27 protein-coding genes are annotated in these 24,268 nt (G+C 56.9%); 22 read left to right on the top strand and 5 right to left on the bottom strand.

Features of this window, described 5'->3' with window-relative positions; translation table 11 throughout:
- Positions 1-146: 146 nt before the first annotated feature.
- From G6R15_RS02860 to G6R15_RS02840, 5 genes are all read left to right on the top strand, one after another.
- Complete coding sequence (locus G6R15_RS02860) at positions 147-1,268, top strand: aminodeoxychorismate synthase component I (protein ID WP_164658275.1); 1,122 nt, start codon at positions 147-149, stop codon at positions 1,266-1,268.
- On the top strand, positions 1,223-1,885 hold the full coding sequence (locus G6R15_RS02855) for an aminotransferase class IV family protein (RefSeq protein WP_164658274.1): 663 nt from the start codon (positions 1,223-1,225) through the stop codon (positions 1,883-1,885). Before G6R15_RS02860 ends, G6R15_RS02855 begins: the two co-directional genes overlap by 46 nt.
- A gap of 194 nt (positions 1,886-2,079) precedes the next feature.
- Positions 2,080-3,864, top strand: a complete 1,785-nt coding sequence (gene aspS / locus G6R15_RS02850; RefSeq protein ID WP_164658273.1) for an aspartate--tRNA ligase — start codon at positions 2,080-2,082, stop codon at positions 3,862-3,864.
- A gap of 108 nt (positions 3,865-3,972) precedes the next feature.
- Positions 3,973-5,355 carry a DUF1800 family protein gene (locus G6R15_RS02845; RefSeq protein WP_164658272.1) on the top strand — a complete coding sequence of 461 codons (1,383 nt, stop codon included), beginning with the start codon at positions 3,973-3,975 and terminating at the stop codon, positions 5,353-5,355.
- 12 nt (positions 5,356-5,367) lie between these two features.
- On the top strand, positions 5,368-6,546 hold the full coding sequence (locus G6R15_RS02840) for a DUF1501 domain-containing protein (RefSeq protein WP_164658271.1): 1,179 nt from the start codon (positions 5,368-5,370) through the stop codon (positions 6,544-6,546).
- 78 nt (positions 6,547-6,624) lie between these two features.
- Here the strand turns inward: G6R15_RS02840 and G6R15_RS02835 are convergent, their stop codons facing one another.
- Positions 6,625-6,786 carry a hypothetical protein gene (locus tag G6R15_RS02835; RefSeq protein ID WP_164658270.1) on the bottom strand — a complete coding sequence of 54 codons (162 nt, stop codon included), beginning with the start codon at positions 6,784-6,786 and terminating at the stop codon, positions 6,625-6,627.
- Position 6,787: 1 nt separating this feature from the next.
- Positions 6,788-7,507, bottom strand: a complete 720-nt coding sequence (locus G6R15_RS02830) for a response regulator (RefSeq protein WP_164658269.1) — start codon at positions 7,505-7,507, stop codon at positions 6,788-6,790.
- Between the two features lie 374 nt (positions 7,508-7,881).
- Here G6R15_RS02830 and G6R15_RS02825 point away from each other — a divergent pair, with 374 nt between their 5' ends.
- The 17 genes from G6R15_RS02825 (at position 7,882) to G6R15_RS02745 (ending at position 22,050) form a co-directional block, all read left to right on the top strand.
- Positions 7,882-8,091 (top strand): DNA-binding protein, encoded by a 210-nt coding sequence (locus tag G6R15_RS02825; protein ID WP_164658268.1) that lies wholly within the window; start codon positions 7,882-7,884, stop codon positions 8,089-8,091.
- Entirely contained in the window at positions 8,076-8,300 is a 225-nt protein-coding gene (locus tag G6R15_RS02820; RefSeq protein ID WP_164658267.1) for a hypothetical protein, read from the top strand. The genes G6R15_RS02825 and G6R15_RS02820 overlap by 16 nt, the downstream gene beginning before the upstream one ends.
- Before the next feature lie 15 nt (positions 8,301-8,315).
- Positions 8,316-8,666, top strand: a complete 351-nt coding sequence (locus G6R15_RS02815; RefSeq protein ID WP_164658266.1) for a hypothetical protein — start codon at positions 8,316-8,318, stop codon at positions 8,664-8,666.
- A 249-nt stretch (positions 8,667-8,915) separates the two neighbouring features.
- Positions 8,916-9,182, top strand: coding sequence for an AlpA family transcriptional regulator (locus G6R15_RS02810; RefSeq protein ID WP_164658265.1), 267 nt, complete (start codon positions 8,916-8,918; stop codon positions 9,180-9,182).
- A gap of 11 nt (positions 9,183-9,193) precedes the next feature.
- Positions 9,194-10,504, top strand: coding sequence for an AAA family ATPase (locus G6R15_RS02805; protein WP_164658264.1), 1,311 nt, complete (start codon positions 9,194-9,196; stop codon positions 10,502-10,504).
- A gap of 624 nt (positions 10,505-11,128) precedes the next feature.
- The gene (locus G6R15_RS02800) at positions 11,129-11,359 is read left to right on the top strand and encodes a hypothetical protein (RefSeq protein ID WP_205520459.1); all 231 of its coding nucleotides are present in this window, start codon (positions 11,129-11,131) and stop codon (positions 11,357-11,359) included.
- Positions 11,349-12,644 (top strand): terminase large subunit domain-containing protein, encoded by a 1,296-nt coding sequence (locus G6R15_RS02795; RefSeq protein WP_164658262.1) that lies wholly within the window; start codon positions 11,349-11,351, stop codon positions 12,642-12,644. Before G6R15_RS02800 ends, G6R15_RS02795 begins: the two co-directional genes overlap by 11 nt.
- Positions 12,638-14,707, top strand: coding sequence for a hypothetical protein (locus G6R15_RS02790; RefSeq protein ID WP_164658261.1), 2,070 nt, complete (start codon positions 12,638-12,640; stop codon positions 14,705-14,707). The genes G6R15_RS02795 and G6R15_RS02790 overlap by 7 nt, the downstream gene beginning before the upstream one ends.
- A gap of 353 nt (positions 14,708-15,060) precedes the next feature.
- On the top strand, positions 15,061-15,705 hold the full coding sequence (locus G6R15_RS02785; protein ID WP_164658260.1) for a hypothetical protein: 645 nt from the start codon (positions 15,061-15,063) through the stop codon (positions 15,703-15,705).
- A gap of 2 nt (positions 15,706-15,707) precedes the next feature.
- Entirely contained in the window at positions 15,708-16,742 is a 1,035-nt protein-coding gene (locus G6R15_RS02780; RefSeq protein ID WP_164658259.1) for a DUF5309 family protein, read from the top strand.
- A 54-nt stretch (positions 16,743-16,796) separates the two neighbouring features.
- Positions 16,797-17,450, top strand: a complete 654-nt coding sequence (locus tag G6R15_RS02775) for a hypothetical protein (RefSeq protein ID WP_164658258.1) — start codon at positions 16,797-16,799, stop codon at positions 17,448-17,450.
- A complete protein-coding gene (locus G6R15_RS02770; RefSeq protein ID WP_164658257.1) occupies positions 17,450-17,734 on the top strand; it encodes a hypothetical protein in 285 nt (94 codons plus the stop codon). The genes G6R15_RS02775 and G6R15_RS02770 overlap by 1 nt, the downstream gene beginning before the upstream one ends.
- Before the next feature lie 4 nt (positions 17,735-17,738).
- The gene (locus G6R15_RS02765; RefSeq protein WP_164658256.1) at positions 17,739-18,275 is read left to right on the top strand and encodes a hypothetical protein; all 537 of its coding nucleotides are present in this window, start codon (positions 17,739-17,741) and stop codon (positions 18,273-18,275) included.
- Positions 18,272-18,952, top strand: a complete 681-nt coding sequence (locus tag G6R15_RS02760; RefSeq protein ID WP_164658255.1) for a hypothetical protein — start codon at positions 18,272-18,274, stop codon at positions 18,950-18,952. Before G6R15_RS02765 ends, G6R15_RS02760 begins: the two co-directional genes overlap by 4 nt.
- Before the next feature lie 43 nt (positions 18,953-18,995).
- On the top strand, positions 18,996-19,946 hold the full coding sequence (locus G6R15_RS02755) for a hypothetical protein (protein WP_164658254.1): 951 nt from the start codon (positions 18,996-18,998) through the stop codon (positions 19,944-19,946).
- A gap of 5 nt (positions 19,947-19,951) precedes the next feature.
- Positions 19,952-21,664: a hypothetical protein gene (locus G6R15_RS02750; RefSeq protein ID WP_164658253.1), complete on the top strand. Its 1,713-nt coding sequence runs from the start codon at positions 19,952-19,954 to the stop codon at positions 21,662-21,664.
- Positions 21,661-22,050: a hypothetical protein gene (locus G6R15_RS02745; protein ID WP_164658252.1), complete on the top strand. Its 390-nt coding sequence runs from the start codon at positions 21,661-21,663 to the stop codon at positions 22,048-22,050. Before G6R15_RS02750 ends, G6R15_RS02745 begins: the two co-directional genes overlap by 4 nt.
- Positions 22,051-22,092: 42 nt before the next feature.
- On the opposite strand, the gene G6R15_RS02740 is transcribed toward G6R15_RS02745, so the two are convergent.
- From G6R15_RS02740 to G6R15_RS02730, 3 genes are all read right to left on the bottom strand, one after another.
- On the bottom strand, positions 22,093-22,485 hold the full coding sequence (locus G6R15_RS02740; protein ID WP_164658251.1) for a hypothetical protein: 393 nt from the start codon (positions 22,483-22,485) through the stop codon (positions 22,093-22,095).
- 225 nt (positions 22,486-22,710) lie between these two features.
- Complete coding sequence (locus tag G6R15_RS02735; RefSeq protein ID WP_164658250.1) at positions 22,711-23,163, bottom strand: hypothetical protein; 453 nt, start codon at positions 23,161-23,163, stop codon at positions 22,711-22,713.
- Positions 23,164-23,226: 63 nt separating this feature from the next.
- On the bottom strand, positions 23,227-24,222 hold the full coding sequence (locus G6R15_RS02730) for a site-specific integrase (RefSeq protein ID WP_164658249.1): 996 nt from the start codon (positions 24,220-24,222) through the stop codon (positions 23,227-23,229).
- Between the last annotated feature and the right edge of the window lie 46 nt (positions 24,223-24,268).

Below are 24,268 nucleotides of genomic sequence, written 5' to 3'. Positions count from 1 at the left end.
GCCCAAGCGCCCAAATTGTCCTGCGTTATAGGCACCGCGCGAAAAGGTGCAAGAGGGTACGCAATCTGACCGCCATTCGCCGCATTCCCCCCTTTTCGTCAGTGCTGGTTTGATTATATGGCATCTCTGCCGAAATGGGGTCGAATTTGCAGATACGCTTTGATCAAGGGCCAGCGGGGCCAGGGACGACATTTGCCGAGCCGGTTTACGTGGTTCGCGCGGATGAGGCGTGCCATGTGCCTGATGCGCTGCGCGAAATCGACGCCGCGCAAAAGAACGGCGCGTGGGTGGCGGGCTATGCCAGTTACGAGCTGGGTTATGCGCTCGAGTCGAAGTTGGCAGCCCGGATGCCTGCAATCCGCAAGCTGCCGCTGATCTGTATGGGCGTTTACGGCGCGCCGGTTCAGCGACCTTTGGCTGCTGCTGCGGGTGGATTGACCGCGTTCCAACCGCGTTGGGATGAGGCACGATATGGCCGCGCCTTTCACGCCGTGCACGACGCTATCGGGGCAGGGGACATCTATCAGGCCAACCTGACCTTTCCCATCGACACCGAAATCGAAGGAACATCCGAGCAGTTTTATGCAGCCCTGTCTGAGCGTCAGACCGTGGGGCACGGCGCGCTTGTTCGGCAGAACGGTTTGCCCGACATTCTCAGCCGTTCACCCGAGTTGTTCTTTCGGGCCGACGCATCTGGAGCAATCGAAACCCGGCCCATGAAGGGCACGCTACCGCGCAGTGCCAACCTGGCCGAGGATGCCCGGCGCAGGTCGTTTTTGTCGACGGATGAAAAGAACCGGGCCGAGAATCTGATGATCGTCGATCTGCTGCGCAATGACATCAGCCGGGTGGCGCTGCCCGGCTCGGTCCATGTGCCCGAGCTGTTCAAGGTCGAAACCTATGCCACCGTACATCAGATGGTTTCGCTCGTGCGGGCCAAACTGCGTCCTGATGCAGGGTTGGCCGACATCCTACGCGCGCTTTTCCCATGTGGATCCATTACCGGCGCGCCAAAAATCCGCGCGATGGAGATCCTGTCAGAACTGGAACCCTGGCCACGTGACATCTATTGCGGCACCATTGGCTGGGCCGCACCCGATGGTCGGTCCGAATTCAACGTGGCAATCCGAACGCTTTTGGTCGAGGGGGCGAAGGCCACGCTCAACGTTGGTGGCGGCGTCGTTTGGGACAGCACCGCAGTATCGGAATATGAGGAAGCTCTATGGAAAGCCCGCTTCGCAAGCCAGTTGCGCCTGACTTCCACCTGATCGAAACCTTTCGGATCGAGCCCGAAACCGGCCCGCACGACTTGTCGCGGCATCTGCGCCGTATGGAGCGGTCGGCGCGCGCGTTCCAGATCCCCTTTGATCGGCGTGGGACAGAGGCTGAGGTGCAAAAGATCAATGCCCCCGAGGCGCTGCGCGCACGTCTGACGCTGGATGCAAAAGGGCAGATCCAGATCACCACCACGCCGTTGGGGGCAACTCCCAGCAGATGGACCGTTCAGATTGCCCAAGAGCGGCTGCAATCAGACGACGTCTGGCTACAGCACAAAACGACCTGCCGCGCGCTCTACGATCAGGCGCGTGCGAGCCTGCCGCAGGGTGTTGACGAATTGCTGTTCCTGAACGAACGCGATGAGGTTTGCGAAGGCACGATCACCAATCTGTTCGTGAAACTGCACAATGGACCCGCTGTTACGCCGCCTCTGCGCAGCGGCTGTTTACCGGGTGTCTTGCGTCAAAGGCTGCTGGACACAAAGCGCGTGGTCGAACGCGTGGTGACTCTCCAAGATCTGCGCCATGCGCAATGGATTACTGTGGGCAATTCTCTGCGTGGAGAGATCAGTGTGGACTATAAAGGCCCGCGCGGTCCGTTGATCTAGCCCCATACTCTTCTTTTTGTTCCAGATACGACGGGGTGAATTGGCCGTTAGACCAAGAGGGGGCAGCGCCTCCAAGCCGGATTTTTCCAAAAAATCCGCCCCCGCGCCTGCTGCAAGGCTGCTCTCCCTTGACTTCTGTGTGCTGGCGCGGTGTATCGGCCCGACGCTTTTTACGCCCCCAAGGGATATCTGACATGCATGCCTATCGTTCGCACAGCTGTGCCGACCTGAACAAATCCAACGTTGGTGAAACCGTCCGCCTGTCGGGCTGGGTGCATCGCGTGCGCGATCACGGCGGGCTGCTCTTCATCGACCTGCGCGACCACTATGGCATGACCCAAGTCATGGCCGACCCTGACAGCCCTGTCTTTGCAGAGATCGAAAAGGTCCGCAGCGAATGGTGCATCCGCATCGACGGAGAAGTGAAAGCCCGCGACGAAAGCCTGATCAACGCAAAGATCTCGACCGGCGAGATCGAGGTGTTCATCCGTGACATCGAAGTTCTGGGCGCCGCCGATGAACTGCCGTTGATGGTCTTTGGTGAGCAGGAATACCCCGAAGAAACCCGTCTGCGCTATCGCTACCTCGACCTGCGTCGCGAGAAGATGCAGGCGAGCATGACTCTGCGCTCGGACGTTGTCGCCTCAATGCGCCGCCGGATGTGGGACAAGAACTTCCGCGAATTCCAGACGCCGATCATCACCGCCTCCAGCCCCGAAGGTGCACGCGACTTCCTGGTGCCCTCGCGTCTGCATCCGGGCAAGTTTTATGCTCTGCCGCAGGCCCCGCAGCAGTTCAAGCAGCTGATCATGGTCTCGGGCTTTGACAAGTATTTCCAGATCGCGCCGTGTTTCCGGGACGAAGACCCGCGCGCCGACCGCTCGCCGACAGACTTCTACCAGCTCGACCTGGAAATGTCGTTCGTGACCCAGCAGGACGTGTTCGACACGATTGCGCCGGTGCTGGCAGGTGTATTCGAAGAGTTTGGTGGTGGCCGAAAGGTGGACGCGCCGCAGGACTGGCCGCAGATCCCTTACGCCGAGGCGGCGATGAAATACGGCTCGGACAAGCCTGACCTGCGCAACCCGATCGAGATGCAGGACTGTTCCGAGCACTTCCGCGGGTCCGGCTTTGCGATTTTCGCCAAGCTGCTGGAACAGGACGGCACCCAAATCCGCGCCATTCCGGCCCCCACAGGCGGCAGCCGCAAATTCTGTGACCGCATGAACAAGTTTGCCCAGGGCGAAGGCCTGCCGGGCATGGGTTACATCTTCTGGCGCGACCAGGGCGAAGGTATGGAAGCCGCCGGCCCGTTGGCCAAGAATATTGGCCCCGAGCGCACCGAAGCGATCCGCCAACAGCTGGGTTTGGGCGTGGGCGATGCGGCCTTCTTCCTGGGCGGCAAGCCAAAGGCGTTCGAAAAGGTTGCGGGCAAGGCACGCGATGTGATCGGCGAAGAGTTGGGCCTGACCGACAAGGACCGGTTCGCCTTTGCCTGGATCGTCGATTTCCCGATCTACGAGCAGGACGAAGAAAGCGGTGCCATCGATTTCGAACACAACCCCTTCTCGATGCCCCAGGGTGGCATGGATGCACTGAACGACGATCCGCTGGCGGTCAAAGGCTATCAGTACGACCTGGCCTGTAACGGGTACGAGCTGGTGTCGGGCGCGATCCGGAACCACAAGCCGGAAATCATGCTGAAAGCCTTTGAACTGGCGGGTTACGGCGCGGACGAGGTCAAGAGCCGCTTTGGCGCTCTGTTCAACGCCTTCCACTACGGCGCGCCGCCGCACGGTGGCTGTGCCGCAGGTATCGACCGGATCGTCATGCTGCTGGCGGACGAGGCCAACATCCGCGAAGTGATGATGTTCCCGATGAACCAGCGCGCAGAGGATCTGATGATGGACGCACCATCCGGCCCAAGTTCGGATCAGCTGATGGAGCTGGGCTTGCGGGTGATCCCCCAGGATCAGTAATTCTGGTTTCATGACTTGATTTGGAAACGACCTGTCTGACAAGGGCAGGTCGTTTTTGTTCGTCTGGCCCCCTGGCTCTGGTAACGTGACAAGGAAGGGAGCCGAAACATGGCGTTTTCACCAGAGTTGGCAGACATTCGGTTCGGCTGCGGCTTGTCGCCCGTTCATGCGTCGCCTGAAACCGCTGGTGCAATGGTTGACGACCTGTTGCAGGCAGACGTTGCTGCGCAAGCGTTCCCCATCGAAACCTTTCCTGCCTTCCGCTCGCGGTTGGTGGATCAAAAACGGTTGGCCCGCGCCATGCGCCAAGCTGGTACCCCGGCACTGCAGGCGGAATTGAAGATCCAGAACCGCGCGCTTAATAAGCAGACCCGTCACGAGAGCATCACCTGGTTTGGTCAAGCGCTGCTGCGATGGACCCACACGCCCCAAGGATTCCGCGAGCGTCTGGTGCATTTCTGGTCGGATCATTTCACCGCCCAAGGCAAGCGCGGTGCCATGATTCACGGTGGATTACCTTATCAGGAGGAGGCGATCCGCCCCCATATCGCAAGTCGGTTCGAGGACTTGCTGATTGCCGCCGTGACCCACCCGCTGATGGTACATTACCTTGATCAACGTAGCTCGATCGGTCCGGGAAGCGAAATTGCCAAGAAGAAGCCGATGGCGGGGCTCAACGAAAACCTGGCGCGCGAGGTGATGGAATTGCACACCCTTGGTGTAGGCGGGCCATATGAACAGGCAGACGTACGGCAACTGGCCGAGCTGTTTACCGGGATTGGTTATGTGCCGCACAAGGGGTTCATCTATCGCGCCAAGGCGGCCGAGCCGGGGCCAGAAGTTGTTCTGGGCAAAAGCTATGGTGGGGCGCAAGCCCGGTTCGGCGACATTCGGGCCGTGCTCAGGGATCTGGCCCGGCATCCGGCAACGGCCGAGCATGTTGCCAAAAAACTTGTCGTGCACTTTGTCTCGGATACACCGCCGCCGGATCTCGTCAAGCATGTTGCCGCGCGCTATCGGCAAACTGGGGGAACGTTGAGCGAAGTCTACCGCGCTTTGCTGGAGCATCCCCAAGCGTGGGAGCCGGATTTGCAGAACGTCAAACCGCCGTTCGACTATGTTGCCTCGGCATGTCGCGCATTGGCCTTGTCTTCAGGTCGCGTGATCGGTGTCAAATCCGGCCGACTCAAGCGCATGTTTCTGGGGCCACTTAAGCTGATGGGGCAACCGTGGTTGCGCCCGGCTGGGCCGGATGGCTGGCCCGAGGATGATGGCGATTGGCTGTCACCGCAGGGGCAGGCCGCGCGCATTGGGTGGGCGATGTCTGCGCCAGCAAGGCTGACGCCGGATCTCGTCGACCCGCGCCTGTTTCTAGATCAAGCGCTGGGACCCTATGTCTCGCGTGTCTTGCGCCGTGAAGTTTATGGGGCCGAAACGCGGACAGACGGGGTTGGGTTGGTGCTTATGTCACCGGACTTTCAACGCCGGTAAGAGGGGGAAGCGATGGCAGACAAACTGACCCGCCGCCAGGTTTTGAACCGGTCGATGGCGCTTGGTTGTTCGGTGGCAGCCAGCCCGCTGTGGACGCCCGTGAGCTTGGCGCAGACGCCTGGCGAAAACCGATTGGTGGTGATCATTTTGCGGGGCGGGATGGACGCAATTGACGTGATCCGACCCTTCGGCGATCCGAACTACCGGCTTGCCCGCCCGACATTGTCGGCCGGGGCACCTCGGGCCGATTTGGATGGGTTCTTTGGCCTGCACCCGGCGTTTGATGATTTGATGCCCTTGTGGAATAAGGGGGAGCTGGCCTTTGTACACGCGGTGGCAACGCCCTATCGGAACAAACGCAGCCACTTTGACGGGCAGGATCTGCTTGAGGGCGGGCTTCTCGCGCATGACGCGGCGCGGGGGGGATGGTTAAACCGGGCCTTGCAGATGGTGCCCGGGGCGCAGATGCGGACAGGTTTTGGTTTGGGGCAAGGGGTGCAGCGTGTCCTCGTTGGGGCCGCGCCAGTGGCGCATTGGGCGCCCGACGCCGATCTGTCGCTGGCGCCGCAAACACTGGAGCGGGCGCGGCGCGTGATGTCCGAAGATCCGGCGTTTGCGGCCGCATTCACTCAGGCCGTGACGCTCTCTACTGGCAACGGTGACCCCAATCGGATGCCGGAACAGGGCAAAGGGCAGGCGCATGTGAACATCGCCCGTTATGCCGCCGAGCAGATGCGGGGGGACACACGTGTTGTGGCCTTTTCGCTCAACGGGTGGGACACCCATCGGGATCAGCCCCTCGGATTGGCGCGTGCGGCAGCGCAGTTAACGCAAGCGATCCTGACACTGCGCCAAGAATTGGGGCCGCATGTCTGGGATAAAACCACCATTGTCACAATGAGCGAGTTTGGCCGCACCGTGGCCGAGAATGGATCGAAGGGAACGGATCACGGCACCGGAGGGGCCATGATTTTGGCAGGTGGTGCCGTTCGGGGCAGGCGTGTCTTGGGGACCTGGCCCGGATTGGCGGAAGCTCAGCTTTTTCAGCGCCGGGATCTTTTGCCCACCGCGGATGTTCGGGAGACGACGGCCTGGGTTCTCAGGTCGACGCTTGGGATCAACACGAGTGATCTCGAACGCAGTATTTTCCCAGGGGTTCAACTTGGGTCTGATCCGGGGCTGCTTCTCTAGCGGAAAAGACCCATGTTCTACACTCGTTGTTGCACCACGTGCCGACCACTTCGAAAGACGTAATCGTTACGCTGAAAGTTACTGTCGCCGCGTTTCAGGCCGGTACGGCAGCACCAGATCACCTTTCAAGGGTACTGCCATCGACGCCCGATTGCGGCGGATTTCTCGGGCCGCAATGCGCGCCTGCACAAACAGGACAATGCCCAGAGTGCTGAGTGTAATCAGAAACGATTCGAGCATCTCAGATGGCCTTTCTGCGTTCCAGACGTTCTTGAATCAACCCTGCGACCCTCGCTGCATCTGTGGCGACTGGCGCCCCGGTCGCGCGTGCCTCGGCCAGGTCACGGGCGGCGTTGGCCAGTACTGTGTCTGACGCGCTGCGTGCTACACCGCCAACAAATTGCGCCACATAATCCAACGTTTTACCGTCGCAGGTGTCAGTCAGCACGTCCGCTACATGGGCCATATCATCCTGATAAGCAATTGGGTCGGGGTCAATGATCTCATCCCTTAGAACCCGAGGGCCCGATGGGTGCCGGTCGGCAGGAATTTTGGACAGGATCGCCGACTGAAACACTGCGAGAGAGGTGATGGGCTTGGCCAGGAAGCCATCGGCCCCGGCTGCAATCGCGGTATCTTCGCCGAACTCGTCGCCGGATGTGCCCAGAATTACGCCGACCCGGGGCGTGGTATGGGCCAATTCCTCGATCAAATCTGCGCCTGATCCGTCTGGCAGGCCCAGATCCGCGATGAGGACCGAAGGGCGGTAGATTTGCAAGTGCCTTCGCGCTGATTTCAGGCAATCTGCCCGGCGAATTCGGGCTCCGCTGCGCAGACACAACAGGCGCATGGCTTCGCAGGCATAGCGGCTATCCTCGACCATCAGAATGGTCAGGCCCAGCAAGGGGCGTGTGGCCGTTGGAACACGGAGGGGAGAGGCGAAGGGGTCCGAATCGTTCATGACAAGCTCCTCTAGGCAGACTGCTGTCACGCTATGAAACCCTGGCTAACAAGCGGTTAAAGTCAAACCGCTGATTTAGTTAAATTTTTGTTAACTCTCCGTCATTTCTCCGTCATCCGTTAGAGGCAACAAGTTTACAGGGCGTTAACGCCCTGAACTGGCCTATCTCATAGGCGGATTTCCGCCTATAGAAGTGCTGATATGAATATTATCCTTTACAATCAGTTACTTATGTTATATAAAAGTATATAGTGAAAGCCGTAGCAGACAAACCCACCGCCACAAACTGCGTGACCAAATAATCGTGGCAAACCGAACCAACCAGAGCGGAGGTAAGCGACCGCTCAGGCACTGGTTCTACGATGGGGGTTTGTATGGAAAAGAAATTCCTTACACCTAATCAGTTGGCCGCGCGTTGGGGGACCACCTACGCCGCGCTTGCAGTGATGCGCTACCGCCAGCAGGGTCCGAACTGGATCAAGCCAATGAAAAAGAAAGTGCTCTATCCAATCGAGGAAGTAGAGGCTTACGAGCAGCGCACCGCATTGAATATCGGGGGCGCTAAGTCATGTCTGACTACCTGACCAAGCAGGAAGCGGCAAAGTTCGTAGACGACACCGTAGAGGCGATGCGGCTACAGCAGGCGCAGCTAAACGAACTCAGGGAAGCGGTGATGATGATCAGCCGCACCAACGCTGAGACCGTCAAGGCGATGACGCGCGTTAGCAAGCGTCTGCAAGCGTTGGAAATGTTCTGCCTACCGCAAAAAGAAGACCACCCAACCCACCACTAAGAAGGATGTCCCAATATGGGTATACTTGACGATTTTGAATTTAAGGGCCGCTACAAACCAGCCGTAGGCACCGCCATGCCGGAAATGATCACAGACAAGAGGATCAACGACGCGCTTGATCTGCTAGAGCGTCTAGAGGCGCTAGAGCAGATCAGTGACGGAGTGCAAAACTCTGTAACTGAACTGGCAGTACGCAATACTGAGCTTATGCACGTACTGAAACAGGTTGATGAGAACATCGCAGAGAAAGGCTTAGGCAGCTTCCTAGTCAACTTGTTCCGCGACGTGGCTACAGGCTACGAAGAAGAACAGCGGATCAAATCCCGCCTTGCCAAGCTGGAAAAAGCAACCATGCCAGCGGCATAAGCACCGCCCCTACGGTGGGGGAGCATAGCCCCCACTTTAGAATGACAATAAGGAGCGCGCCCCGAAAAAAGCTTGACAAAACAAGCGCTTACGTGCTAGAATGAGAAATGCCTAGGCTGCACCTGCAAATGCGGCCTAGGCGAAGGGGTACCGGAACGTGTACTAGACTAAACATCGACAGAATACGACATAACCCCCTGAAAAACAAGGATAATCTATACAAAACCTCACAAGGGGGGAAATCGAATTATGTCTGACGGAACCGGACTAATGGATTGTCAGCAAGCCTGTATGCTAACAGGACTGAGCTACACCACACTTGCGCACATGCGCCACAATGGCACCGGACCAAAGTACGTCCGCTCTGGTGCCGCCCGTATCTACTACTCACAGAAAGCTGTCATCGACTGGATGGCCGAAGAGAACCGTTTCTATGCGGACGGTTCTTTCGGTCCTGACGTCAAAGCCACTTACGACAACCGGTTTAATGACGCCGCAGATAAAGCAGCAGAGTAAGGGGCGGGAACATGGAAGATGCAACAGATAGACTGCAAGAAATCTTAGGGCCGAATGCGTGGTGTGTGAGCGACGACGCCGACTTTAGCGACTACACCGACGCTGACTCTGATTCCCCTAGTGAGGGGACACCAGAACCCATACCCGACGACGCGGATGGTGTACTAGTGTCGCTTAAAGAAGGCTTCGAGCGGAAGAAAAAACATGTACTCGCCTACCGCGAAGCTATGAAGGGACTGAAAGCCGAAGGCAAAATTATCGACTTCTCGGATGGCGAGTTCATCTTGGATAATTTTGACCGTGTTGAGGGGCTGGTTCCAATGCGCGGCAGGGTCGGTTTACTCGGCAAGTTTAAGGCGGGGAAATCGGTAGTGGCGACCGCGCTAGGTATGCACATCGCCACTGGCATGGACATAGGCGAGAGGTTTGTAGAGCAGGGCGTGGTCGTTCACATCATGTCTGAGGGTGACGCGCAGCGGAACAAAAACCGCCTACTGGCGTGGTGCCGCCACCACAATGTTTCACCTGTGAAAGCGATGAAAAACTACAAAGCACTATCCGTTAAATATGACCTGCTTAAGTCCGCAGATGAGCTGATGCGGGATGTCACCGTTTATGCAGGTAAGGGCAGCGCGGACGTGGTTATCATCGACCCGCTGATTGAAAACTTCAGCGGTAAAGAGAACGACAGCGACGACATGATCAAGTTCTTGAACCACGCTCATATAATCGCCAAGAAAATAGAGGGCGTTGTCATCATACCGCACCACCTAGGCATGGACGCCAGCAAAGGCGCGCGGGGCAGTACCGCTTATGAGGGCGCTATGGACATGGTGTTGCAGGTCACTGGTTCCGCTTCAAAAATCACAGTCAAGTCATCAGCCTCTAGGGACCAACCCGGCGGCGATGGTCTAACGGGCGCGATACATAGCCATGCTATCGGCAAGAACAGCCGTGGCCGGGATGTTTCCGCCCCTGTGTTTGTATTTGGCGAAACGCTACCAGAGGGCGCGGATGCTATAGAGCCTGACTGGTACAGGAAGCTGACCGAGAACCAGCTTACGATTGTTAATCAGCTATTCGGCCACCTTCTCGACCACAAAGCGAACCCCGAAGAGACCGACTTCGTAGAAACGCTTATCGCGCTTTGGCCGGGTGACGGTGCAGATAAGACAAAACGGCAAAGCATCACGCGCGCTATCGGTGCGCTGAAACGGAAGGAGATACTGCAAGAGACAGGGACGACGCTGAGTTTCTCATTTGAGAAACGCCGCTCACTACATGACTACCTGAGCAAGAATGAGGATCGGAGTTCTCCGTAAGTCCCCTATCATAGGGGAGAACGCTAATACCCTAATTCGGACTTACAACTAAGGGTTGAATAGTGTTTAAAGTCAAGGGCTTACAGCCGGTAGCAGGATTGGGTAGCAGCGCGGTAGCTGCTACCGATTACTACCCATCTGTGCTACCGGGGTAGAGGTAGCAGGGTAGCGGTAGCAAGCTGCTCTTTAGAGCAGCGCTACCCTGCTACTGCTACCCGGCACCACTTCCGGCCCGATCTGTCTTTTCCCTTGAGGGCGGGAACATCCAAAGAAGGCCCCCCCCGCCGCCGCGCCGGGGTCCGGCCAAAGACCCCCATTTCCGGCCCACCAGTGGCCGTTAGGGGGTTGGCGGGATCAACCCCCACAGACCGGGCCAGCGGCCCCCCAGCGGGGCGGTTTTCGGACCCTTTCCGGCCATTCCGGCCAAAAAATTAGCTATTGACAGCAGTAACTTAGTATGTTATACAGGTATGTAGTCAAAGCTGTATACAGCAACGTCTACACAAAAACCGGAAGAACTCGACAGCACTGCGCTAGACGGAAATCGGAAACCAAATAAGGACAACTACTTCCGAGGTTTACGATATTATGGCCCGTCCGAAGCGCGATAGTGCTTCACTTGTCATGCAGCGGCTCCGATTTGACCCGCTGAAAAAGTTAGTGGAGCAAGCGAACCGTTTAGAGGTTCAAGACCCGAACTCATCTGAGTTGCGGGGTATTTGCATTGATTTGTTGCCGTATGCCTACGGCAAGATTAAGCAACTAGAACACACATTCGACCTTGATACGAATGTCACCGTAGTTATTGGTGGCCAACCGCTCTCCCCTACCAAGGGGGAGGACGATGGCACTTGAACTGCACATCAACTTCCGACCTGAACAGCAAGCGTTGTTCGACACCGCGCGCCGCTTTGCTGTGCGGGTTGTGCATCGCCGCTTTGGTAAGACATGGCAGGCGATTGCAGAGTTGATTGCAGGGGCGCTGATGACCAAGCGCAAGGACTGGCGGGGCTTCTACGTCGCGCCTACGTTCAAGCAAGCCAAGCGCATTGCGTGGGACTACATCAAGACCTTCTGCCGCGACATGCCAAAGGTCACGTTCAACGAAGCAGAACTGCGCGTGGACTTCGAGAACGGCAATCGCATCCAGCTACTAGGGGCGGAGACATACGACAGCCTGCGCGGACAGTACGCGGACCACGTTGTGCTAGATGAGGCGCAGCTTATTCCGTCCTCTGCATGGTCAACCGTCATCCGTCCGATGCTGGCAGACCGCGAAGGACGTGCAGTCATTCAAGGCACACCAGCAGGCAGGCACAACCTGCTCTTTGAACTGTACGACTATGTAAGCGGTGACGACCCTGATTGGTCGCACCACCTGCTAACGGTGCGTGATACCAAAGTCCTTAAGCAGTCCGAAGTTGATGCGATGCAGCGGGAGATGTCGGACGCTGAGTTCGAACAGGAATTGCTCTGCTCATTCAACGCAGCCATTCGCGGTGCATATTTCGCCAACGAAATGGCGAAAGCAGACGCGGAAAACAGGTTCACCACGATCAGATACGACGCAGCAGCGGAGGTTATCGCCGCGCTCGACCTTGGATGGTCTGACCTGATGGTGGCGCATTTCATCCAGCCGGTAGGCACTGAACATCACTTCCTGAAAACCATTGCCTACGCAGAGACCAAGATTGCGGACATGGTGAACCAGTGGGCGCAGCTACCATTCCCGATCAGCAAGATACTGTTGCCGCATGACGCCAAGCAGCACGAGCTTACGAGCGGAACCACCCGCGAAGAAACGTTCCGCAGCATGGGCTATGACGTAGACGTAGCGCCTAGAGTGCCAAACAAGCACGAGGGCATTGAACAGACGCGCGCGATCCTGTCCCATTGCTGGTTTGATCGTGACGAATGCAAAACCACGATTGAGGCGCTGTTAGCGTACCGCGCGGACTACGATGAGGTGCGCGGCGTGGTCAAAATGAAGCCCGTTCATGATTGGTCATCCCACTACGTTGACGCGGTGCAGACATACGCCACAGGACGCCCCAAGCAGCACCATTGGGGGCCGATGAGCGACTACCTAACAGAAACACCTAAACGACGCCTGAGAGCGGCGGGGGGCGACCAATGGTAAGCCGCAATCAAAAGCAGCTAGAGAAGCTGGCAGGCGTTATTCAGATCGAACTGAGCCGCGCAGAGGGCGCAGACCAGAACGACATTGCACAGAACCGCGAAGAAGCGATCAAGTATTACAACGGCGATCTGCCACCCGTCGCTGACAGCACCGCAGCAGGCGCGACAGCCAGAGCCGCTGACATATCTATGGACGTGGCAGACATGACGAACGCGGTATTGGCGCAGCTAACGCCAATGCTCTCAACAGATGCGCTGGTGAACTTCGAAGCCAAAGGCAAGCAGGATGAGCCAGCGGCGAAGGCAGAGAGCGAAGCCACCAACTATGTAATCGTAGAGCAGAACAGGGGCTTTGCAGAGCTACAGTCGTCCATCAAAGACGCGCTGATGCTGCGCAATGGCTGCATGAAAGTGTATGTCGATGACGAAGTAATCACCCGCGATATTCCCACCACTATCTCCCCTACGGTAGGGGCGAATAATGAGCCGATTGCAGCGCGCAAGATGACCAACGAAGAAATCGCGGTCACGCTCATTCCCAGAGCCGCCAATGAGACACGCGAGCTTAAGAATGACTTAATCCGCGTTACCACAACTAAGCGGCATTTCAGGGCCAAATCAGTACCACTGGACAACATCAGCTATGAAGCCAACGCCAAGACAAGAAGCGTACAAGAACTGCGCTTCTTCTCTGAGCGTATCCTCTACAAGCGCAGCGATCTTGTGGACATGGGCCACTCTAAGAAGACAGTGGATGACCTGCCGTACATAACCGACAAGAGCAATCTAGTCGAGGACGCGCGGAACTTCTCAGGGCAGCAGGCGAACATATCGCAGACACGCGATCAAGACGTGATTGAATGCTTTGAGGTGCATCTACGGATTGACCTTAACGGCGATGGTATCAGCGAACTCTACCGCGTCCTGATCGCCGGTAAATCAGCGGGAACAGTGCTGGAATATGAAGAAGTTGACTTCGTACCTTATGCGATGGGAACGGCGTTCATACAGCCGCATCGCATCCTTGGTGAAAGCCTTTTCGACCACCTGAAACAGACGCAAAACACCAAGACCACGCTCTTGCGCAACTCACTGGATAACCAGAGCCGCATTATCAACGGTTCATGGGTCGCTGACCCTGATAGCACCAACATGCAAGACCTGCTCACAGGCTCACAGGTGGTGCGTCACAAGACAGGCAGAGAGTTCCCGATACACATCCAAGTTCCTGACCTTGGCCCGACCATTTTCAACGCCATGACGTATCAGGACAAGATGCGGACAGAGCGGGGCGGTGCTGCTCTGGATATGATGAGCGCAGACGCGCAGCTAGTAGGCGAGACCGCCTACGGTATTGAGCGGCAATATGCACAGCGTGAACTCTTGACCGCGTTCATGGGCAGGAACCTAGCAGAAACGTTAATCCGTCCTCTGTACCTGATCATGCACGAGTATATGCGGCGCTATTCTAATGAGCCGCTGGAACTCAAGGTCAACGGCGAGTGGACACAGGTAGACCCGCGCCAGTGGCCGCGCCGGGACCGCTGCAACGTGAAGGCGGGAATGTCAGCAGGTGAGCGCACCCACATCCAGCGCACCTTGCAGCAGCTTCTACAGTGGCAGACGTCAGCAATGCAGGTAGGCATGAACGGCCAGCTTGCGGACATGAACACCGTCTACAACACGGTCTATGAATGGGCGACATACGCAGGCTTGGACAATCCAGACGCCTTCGTAATCAACCCGAAGTCCGAGCAAGCACAGCAGGCGGCGCAGCAAACAGCACAGCAGCAACAAGCGCAGCAGCAGGCGGCGCAACAGATGCAGCAGCAAATCGTGCAGCTTGAGCAGACCAAGCTACAGCAGGAAGCCAAGAAATCAGGCGATGAGCTTGCCTACAAGTATTGGTCCGACCGTCTCAAAGCTGAGACCGAAGAAGCCAAGGTCGCCGCTCAAGGCACCATCGACCTAGAGAAGACACAGCTACAAGGGGAGCAGCGTGAAAGAGCAGCACTTAATGGCGCTCAAAGCAGCGTTGCCAGCACTGGAGGGACTCAAAGATGAGTACGAGAGAACAGCCTTCGAACAGTGGGCAGCAGCAAGCACCGCAGAGGACAGAGAGGCGATCCACACGCGCCTCTCAGCCGCCAGAGACGTCTTCCAACACATCACGTTCTCAACACACGCAGATACAAGCGGAACCGCAGAAGGTAAGTCCTCTGGAGACAGAGGCAGAGCGGGTAGACGCGGTAGCTGACCTGCTCTTTGGCGACGAAAACGCCCCTAGCGTAGGGGAGCAAGATGAACCCGGCTCTGCTCCAGTCGAGCCGGGGTCCGTCGATAGTGGCGATGATCCCGCTAATGTTTCCTCGCAAGAGGAGGGCGGCGAAGAACCCGCTATCGACGGTATGCTATCCGTGTCGGAACTGGCTGAGAAGCTAGGGACGACGCCTAAAGACCTGTACGAAAAGTTACAGATCACCGCCCAAGCATCGGGCGAAACCATGACCCTTGGACAGCTAAAGGATGCTGTTCAGGATCAAGAGACTGCTACGCGAGAACTAGTCGCGAAAGAGCAGTCCGTTACACAGCGTGAGAGCGCGGTGCTCCAATCGGAGCAACTATTGGCGGCAATCCAAGGAGACTTGGTAGGTAAATTGTCGCCGCAAGCGTTGCAGCAAGTGCAGCAGCGCCAGCAGCAGCGAGACGCCCAAGAGGCGCGTCTGATGCAGCAAGCTATGCCTGAACTATCCGATAAGCAGTCTTTCGACACATTCCGTACGGGCGTGGTGGAGACACTAACGCAATACGGTTTCCAACCCGCAGAAATGAACATCACGGATCACCGCATTTTGCTGATGATCCGCGATCACATGCGGACGAAAGCGCAGCTATCGAAGCTGATGGCGTTCGATCCTGAGAAGGACAAGAAGCCACCAAAATCAGCGAAGTCTCAGACAAAGCAATCGCGTGGGCGCAGCCCGCACCGCAATCGTAACACGCGCGGCAGTGAGACTGACCGGATGGTCAGCGAGATTGCCGCTATCTTTGAAGGAGGCTAATCATGGCCGTTTCAAATCATTGGTCCTCAGTGGACCTGAAAAGCGTCGATTTTAACGGTTTGATCCGTGAAGACGTCATGGACAAAATCTTCGACATCAGCCGTATTCCGTTGCCGCTTACTGACCTGATCGGCAGCGACAGCGCGGACAATTCCTACACGGAATGGACCGAAGACAAGCTGGCGCAGCCGAACACCGCGAACGCCGTGGCAGAGGACGCAGTGCCGACACAGAACGACGCCAAGGGCGGCGCTCGTATCGGCAACCAGTGTCAAATCTCGATCAAGCAGGTAGGCGTGACCCACCGTGCGGACGCTTCCGACACCATCGGACGCCGAAACGAAATGGCGTATCAGATCATGATGCGACAGCGTGAACTGCGCCGGGACGTCGAAGCGATCAGTTTGACCGGCCAAGGCTCACAGGCTCCCACCACACAAGCCACAGCACCCGCTACCGCTGGTCTTGGTGCGATGATCACGCAAGGCAACCGTATCGGCACAGGCGGCGGCTTCTCAAGCGGTGTGTGGGCGGCATTCGTACCCGGTGCCAAGCGCGCTCTGACTGAAACGATGGTCCGTGACGTTGCTCAGGAAGTCTGGGAAAAGGGCGGCAACCCGTCCGTGATCATGAGCGTTCCGAAGGTTATCCGTAACCTGTCCAGCTACATGTTCACCAGCAGCGCACGTATCGCGACCCTGCAAGGCGAGACCAACAACGAAGGTCCAGCTACCGCAATGGGCAGCGTCAACGTGTTCCTGACGGACTTTGGTGTCGAACTGCGTATGTCACCGAACCGCTTGCAGCAGCCCTATGACAGCGCAGGCGGCACCACAGGCGATGCAGCGACCGCGTTCATCCTTGATCCGGCCTATGCCCGTCACGGTTTCCTGCAAGGCTATCGCACCGACGAACAGGCCAAGACTGGTATGACAAACACAAGGCTCATGTCAGTCGATTGGACTACCAAGGTGCTGAACCGCGAAGCGCATGGCGTGATCACTGACATCGACATCGCAGCAGCGGTGACGACCTAAGCCCTAATTAGGGTTCGCCCCATCATGGGGCGAACCCGTAACCGGAGCGAGCTTTTGACCTACGATGACTTCAAAACGCATCTGTCAGTCTTTCTTTGGAAGGACAATGACGCCACGCTTATCGCCTCTCTGGACAACCTGATCACAATGGGGACCGCCTCTCTTGAGCAACTGCTTAAGATTGAGGACCGCGTTAAGTTGGCGGCGTTCCCGATCACAGCAAATGAAATGCCGCTTCCAGCAGATTTCCGCTCTATCCGCTCTGTCACTTCGACTGAGACCAGCACGGTAGGCGAGTTCTACTACACCACACCGGCCAAGCTGATCACCACGCGCAGCCTTGTAGGCGCTACCAACGTAGTAAATGCGTATTCGCTGCTTGGTCCCAGCATCCTGTTCGCTGGCCCGTTCAGCGTAGGAACGCCGTTCAACACCATCTTGGCTTACTACGGCACACTGCCCGACTACAGAGGGACCAACACCAGCTTCTTAGCTGAAAAGTATCTGGACCTGTACACCTATGCCGTTCTGAAACAGACCGCGCCATTTCTCAGAGAAGATGAGCGCGTCACACTCTGGCAGAACATGTTCAAAGAGGCACTGGAAACCGCACTGTTTGAGGACAAACATGAGCGGCAACTTGGTACGACCGCTCCGCACACAGCGCAGCCTTCACGTACCACCAGAGGGCAGAGGGTGTATCGCTGATGGCCCATCATATCGACATCCAGAACGATACCATCACCCGCCGCGATTACGCCGATCACGCCGCAGGACAGCAGCAGCGCGACCATATCAGGGCGATGATAGACAACGGCGGCACACCTGACGGTAACAGCCCTTGGAATGAGGCGTTCAACTTCACTCAAGATGAGTACGATTTGGTTATGAAGCTTCATCCAGAGTTAAACGATCCTGACCCACAGCGCCGCGCAATCGCTTGGCGCGCTTTCGCTCAGTCGAGCGAAGGTCAATTCTTTCGAGTGAGGTAACAGAATGGCTACCCTAATTAGGGCGCGACAGGGCGCATTGACCGCTATCAGCCCACACAACGCCAACCGCACCCACATCATCCCAAACCGCCGCGCATTGCAGCGTACATACTTCCCTCTTGTCTCGCCCGGCAAAGGTGCCACCGACGAGGGCAACGGGCGCTACAAGCTGACTGGGCCGAGTGCAGAGATCACGTTCCAGCCGGAGGGCCTAGAGGGGCGTTTTCGCTTCTACTACGACACCTTTGAAGTCAAAGTTGGTGACACCACCGCCAACGAACCAACAGGCAGAGCAGTCTACGACAGCAGCGAGCCGGTATGTAATGACCGAGTGCCTACCCGCTACGAACGCTCTGTGGGCGGCATGGTTTCTTCGGAAAACAACGCCTACTTCGCGACCATCTACCACAAGGGCTACAAGGGCGACGACACCGAGTTCCCAATCGGTCGGGTAATATTTGTTGTTCGCCTGTGCAGCGGCGTGGGCGCAGAGGATCATCTGATCATCGGAAATATCAAAATAGAGAGGTACGCGGGATGAGCGTAGGAGGCGGTAAATCCGAAGGCCAGAGCAGCAACACAAGCCTTGGCGAACAGTTCGGCACAGACGTTGGGTTCTCCGGTAGCAGCAGCTACATTGATCCGAGCCAAGCGCCGTACCTTGATCAGCTACGTCAGCAGGCGTTCAGCACATTCAACCAAGCGAACCCCCAAATCAACGCGCTTGGCGATCAGCTACTTGGTCAAGGCAACGCTGTACTTGGCCAGATGCAGCAAGCCGGTAACACGCAGCAAATCATTGACGCGCAGCTTACAGGGCTGCGCTCCGGTCTGAACGATATCCACAGTCAAGGGCTTAACAGCATTGGCGACAACGCCGCCGCAGCGGGGGCGTTTGGTGGTGCCAGGCAGGGCGTAGCCGAAGGCGTTCTAGGTGGCGAGATTGGCAAGGCGTACACGCAAGGCTACGGCGACATCATGGCGAACGCTTCACAGCAGGCGTTACAAGCCAATAGCGCCGCCGGGGCGCTGATACCTCAGCTATTCAATCTGGGCATGGGTTCGCAGTTCGGCGGCTTGGGCGCACTGCAAGGTCTGCTTGGCGATCCGACAGTCCTGTCCGACGCATTCGGCGCGAACGTGGGTCAGAAGTACGGCTACAACTACGGCACCGGCCAATCGACTGACAGCAGCGGTAAATTCGGCTTCGTATTCTAAGGCAATCACAAGTCCCCCACGGTAGGGGAGAAGGAGCAAAACAATGGTGGCTATCCCACTTCTCGGCATCCTCGCCGCCGGTCTTGGCTCTCAAGCACTTGTGCAGGGCTACGGTAAGCCGTGGGCAGAGGGCAAGCAGCGTGACGCGCGCGGTAAGGCTCTTACCGGCATCCTTGACGACATGGACCCCAACGCAGGCGCAGACGAAACGGCGCGGGGCTTGGCAATGGGCGGCTTGCTCGATCCTGACGCCTTCATGCGCTACGGCTTCGAAGAAAACCGCCGTGGCGCGGACTTCATTAACGATATGCTGCTCATGACTGAGGACGCGCGGTTGCGTAATCAGAACACCGCTTCTGAGTATGACTACCGCGCAGACGAAGCGTTGCTGAATAGCTCTCTGATAGATGAGCGCAACGCCAACACCGCCGCCCGTCAAGCAGACGCCGCCGAACTTACACAGCAGCGAGCCGCCACCGCCGCCGCGCAAGAGCGGCAACAAACACTGCTAAATCAAACTGGCACTATTCAGGCAGAGGCGGAAGCACTTATCAGGCCAGTTGAACAGCGCATCAACAGTACCCAACGCGCTATCCAGCTTGCCAATGAGGTCGCAGCGGCACGACGCACACCGGGTATTCTGACTGACACGGAAATCCGCGCCAAAGAGTTCGAATTGAGCGAGATTGACGCCGACCTGTTCTATGACTTCAAGAATAAGGTCTACGGCCCTACTGAGGCTACCGGGCGCGTTCTGGCCGAACTACAAGAAGCGTTCCCGACCTATTCGAACACCAGTTACGAAAGCTGGCAACCGCTTCATGAGCGGTACAAAACCCGCGCAGATGAGTACACCGGCGAAGTCGCCAGCATTGCTCAAGAGGCGCAGCGACGTGTTGACCGCCTCACAAATCCTAACCTTGGCGTAAACGTGCAGCCCACACCGCCAAGCGGGGGCATCCCTGATAGCGCAGTTATCCGCGACGGAGGCTAAGACCTATGGACACAGGACGCACCAAAGACGGTAAGTTCGTCATTCGCTTCCCCGGCGACAGCGGGTGGACAGAGGTTTCCAGCGCCGAATATGAAGCTGCACGGGCAGGCGTAGGCGAGCGGTTACTTATGGGTGCTGGTAACGCCGTACAGGACGCCGCAGGCGGCTATCTGGCGACCTTAGAGAAGGTTCCGCTCTTTGGTACAGCCGTTACCGCAGTCGAAGAAATCAACAACCTGATCACAGGCCAGCCATTCGGCAGCAGAGACAACCGTGTGCGCGATCTGGGTTTGGCCATCGCCAGAGAAAACGACCCGCAGCAAGACGTGTTACAGCGCCGCAATCCCGCCCTCAACATGGCCGCAGAGGCAATACCGGAAATTGGTATCGGCTTGGCCGCGCGCAATCCAACCGTTGCCATTGGCACAGATGCAGCCCTTGGGGCGGTGCAGAACCCAGAGAACCCGGTAGCAGGTGCGATAATCGGCGCAGCAATCGGCGGCAGTACAAATGTAGTGGCGTCCGGTGCAGCCAAAGGCGCGCAGCGTGGGCTTGATATCGCACGGCAAGCGTCTAACGCAGCATCCACCCGCGCAGGTATCAGGGCGGTGCAGCGACAAGCCGCAGAGGGTACTATTCCCGTACCGCGCAATGTCCCTGACGACACGCCCACACCGCTGCGTCTAGAACCCACTGACCGCATGGGCAGCATGGGGGCGGCGAAGAACGTTACCCCTAGCGGAGAGCTATCTACGCGCGTCGTTGGTGAAGGTATGCTGACCTCTAAGCAGCTTGCGGATGACTACGGCTTTCCCACATCAGCAGCGCAGAAAGAACTACTGGACACCAACGACCCGGCAAAGTTCGAAGCGGCCAGAGCGCAGGATAAAGAGGACTTCGACACATGGCGTTCCCGTGGTGCGCAGATGGCACCGCTGAGGGCGGCTAAAGACTTTGCTAAGCCTATTGACGACTACGGCGCACTGCGGACGATGCAGCAGCGTTCGCTAAACAAGGAAGTCATGCGAGCGATGGGCGAACCAAACGCAGTCACCGCTACGCGCGGCAATGTCGGTGAAGCCCGTAAAGCTATCTCAAAGAGCTATGACGAAATTGCACTCAGGGCAGGGGACATACAAGCCGCTGACCTAGTGGATGAGATTGCGCGGATCGTGGACGACAACGCCTTAGACGACACGGTAGCGCGTAAGCTGCAACGCTATGGCGAACAAATCCTAGCCAAGATCGACAACCAAGGGCGTATCACCGCAGAGCAGTTTATGGGCATCAAGAACAAGGTGGCCGCAGACCTGCGTAACGCTTACGGCAGAGAGCCGAACCTAGAGCTAGGTGACGCCCTGTCTGATGTATCGCAGGCAATGGACGCGCGTCTTATGAACTCACTGGATGCAGAGGACCGCGCGGACTTGCTGGCGAACCGCCGCAAGTGGGGCGTAGCCAACGCCGCTCTAAGGAGCGGAGCCGCCACCAATGCAAGAGGCGACGTCAACATAACGTCCTTCATCAACAGCTACGCCAGAGGCAACCGCCGCTACAAAATCGGCTATGACAACACCCGCTTCGCGCAGTTCCTAGATACTGCCGCCGCCGCCATGTTCAAAGAGAGCAGGGACAGTGGCACACCAGCAGGGCTTGCGCCAATGTTGCAGGGTATTGCAGAGGTTGTTGGCATACCGGGCGCAGGGCTGTTGCGATGAGCCGTATCGCCACCGTGGGCAGCATCACGGAGAACCTGCTAGACTTTAAGCCGCTAATAGAGCGGGCGCTGGTGGTGGCGGAGGGTTCGCACACCTTCGACCAGATCGTGCATGGTGTCTTGGGCGGTCAATATCACTTCTACCCACTCAATAGCTCATTCATCATCATGGAAGTTATCGTCTACCCTATGCGCAAGTCCTATCACTGCTTCCTAGCAGGCGGGAACACAGAGGAACTGCTAGCGGCACAGAAGGGCTTCATCGCTGACAATGCGCGCGCCCTTCACTGTGACCGCCTATCCTTCACAGGACGGAAAGGCTTCGCGCGCCGCCTCAAAGATGAGGGATGGAAAGAAAAATCCGTCCATATGACCTTTCCCCTCTGAGGAGAGAAGGAGCATTCCCGCACTTCATAGATTTTGGTGTGGTCACAGTTTATCACAACCAAAAAGCACAACACTCACGGTGTCTCTATAGCCGTAGGAATCTGAACCCGCGCCGGACAATCGACTTTCGGCACCTTTGCGGGTGTTTTTGTTGAAATAGAAACTACCACCTAAATCAGTGACGCAAGTCAAATGTTCATCGAATGCCCTGCAAGTTGGGAACCAATCGAGAGAGTCGCGCGTTGTCTCAATCTGCGAAGACTCGCCAGTGCTGGTTATTGTGAAACGGAACTGTTTAGGTAGCCGGAATACTGTACTTTTCCAGCGGTTCTCATAGCGAAACCCACCAGCTTCGATAATGAAGCATTCATAAGTAGCTGCGGCGCTCTGGCTGGCCGCAAAAATACCTGCGGCAAGTGCGATGTACTTAAGCATACTGGTTCCTAGCGTTGCTTCGATTGAAAACATCATAAACATCCGGCCAGCATCATCACACGTCAAGCAAGCCAAAGTGTTCTTGGTTTCGGCAATTGTGTCCTTTCCCCTCTGAGGGGAGTTAACCGTCTCTGGCGGGGGGTGGTGTGCGTGTCCATCTCCAATGCCGAGCGCGGTTCAAGGTGTGCTAAGCGGGTGCGATGGTGACGGGGGCAGGCGCGCTGGTTAGTTTTCTGGCAGCTGGGCAATGAATGCCTGGAGCGCTTCGAGTACGGCGGTGCCAATGCTTTCTGAGTGGGTTGCTATAACAAAACCTGATGCAATTTCATGGACGCCATAAATGTCTTTTCGCACATTACCGTTCCACAACTGTGTATAAATCGCTCCGGCACAAAGGCCATTTACACGATGCGCAATCACAGTAACCGACAGGTTGTACCCTCTATGAAAAACTAGGTTTGTAACTTGGTAATTTTTTTCCGCTAGTAGGTCGCGGGCATACGCTTTCACTTGATCGCTGTTGCTAAAGCAGTCGTCTTCAGACTGATCTGTGATTTCAATGTAAATAGGCCTAAGCGAAGCAGCGCCCTCTAAATCGGGCGAAACAAAGCGCGCAGTCGCGGATGTGGACGTGATGGCCGCGACAATGGCGGTGGCAATAGTTGCTAGTATTTTCATTTTTTTGTCCCTCTCAGAAGCACGTTAGCTCAGCAGGGCAGATCATGCACAGTATTAGGGGAGTTAGGAGTTAGCCGATTCCCATGCATGGGCATCCTCTGCCGTGGCGTGGGTGTACCGCTTGAGCATATCCCAACTCTTATGGCCGGTGATGTTTGCAATCAGGGGCAGGGGCATCCCACGGGCGAACAGCCTAGATACGCCCTCGTGTCGTAGATCATGCAGCCGTATGTCGTCCAGACCAGCAGCACGGACAGCGCGGCGGAACGCATCGCTAACTTGATCCTGACTATACGGGAACGGGCTGTCTGTTCTTTGCGCTTGCAAGATCGCCGCAGAGCGACCTAGCAGCGGCACCCGGTCAACACGGGCGTTATCGCTTGGGTCTTTCCGATTGCGGATTAGAACGACGTTCCCGCCCACAATATCGCCCTTGAGAATACCGCACATTTCCCCCGACCGTAGGGGGGTATCAATCAGAAACGCCACCACATCAGGCGGCACCAGATTAGAGCGCCAGTTAGCCACTATCAGTGCTTCTTCTTCTGCACTAACGCGGCGATCACGCTCTCGAACTTTTGGAATGTGTCGGGACTTCTCCAGAGCGGTAATGGCGCGGCCTACAGCCTTCCCGTCTACGTCAATTAGCCAAGCTTCGCGCGCATGGGTCAGAGCACCTTGCAGAGTTTTTAGGCTTATTTTTAAAGTGCCTAGCCCGTATTTTTCCTGCCTCAATGCGGTGTCACGTACTGTCAATGTTGACAGCTTATCTACGCGCAGATCGCCCATCACTTCGACTAAACGACGCGCTGCACTGGCTTTGCTATCGCTCCATTCGTAACCGATTTCATCCTGATAACGCCTCATCAAATCCGTTATCGTCATAGAACCAGCGGACGAAAACTCGCCGCTTGACATGTCGTTAACAACAAGCTCCCGCTCTACTTCACTAACCCAATCCTGCGCTAACACCTTGGTAGGAAAGCTTTTACTGCGACGGACGCCCTTCTTATTGATCTGAGCGACCCATGATCCGTCGCGTTTCTTGATAGAAGCCATTTCTCCGTCATTTCTCCGTCAATGCACCCTATATTCATGTTATTTA

Origin of the sequence: Tropicibacter sp. Alg240-R139 (assembly GCF_900537075.1) — a bacterium.
Taxonomy (GTDB): domain Bacteria; phylum Pseudomonadota; class Alphaproteobacteria; order Rhodobacterales; family Rhodobacteraceae; genus Falsiruegeria.
Note: the sequence above shows the minus strand (reverse complement) of the source record. Positions and strands in the feature narration are given on the sequence as shown.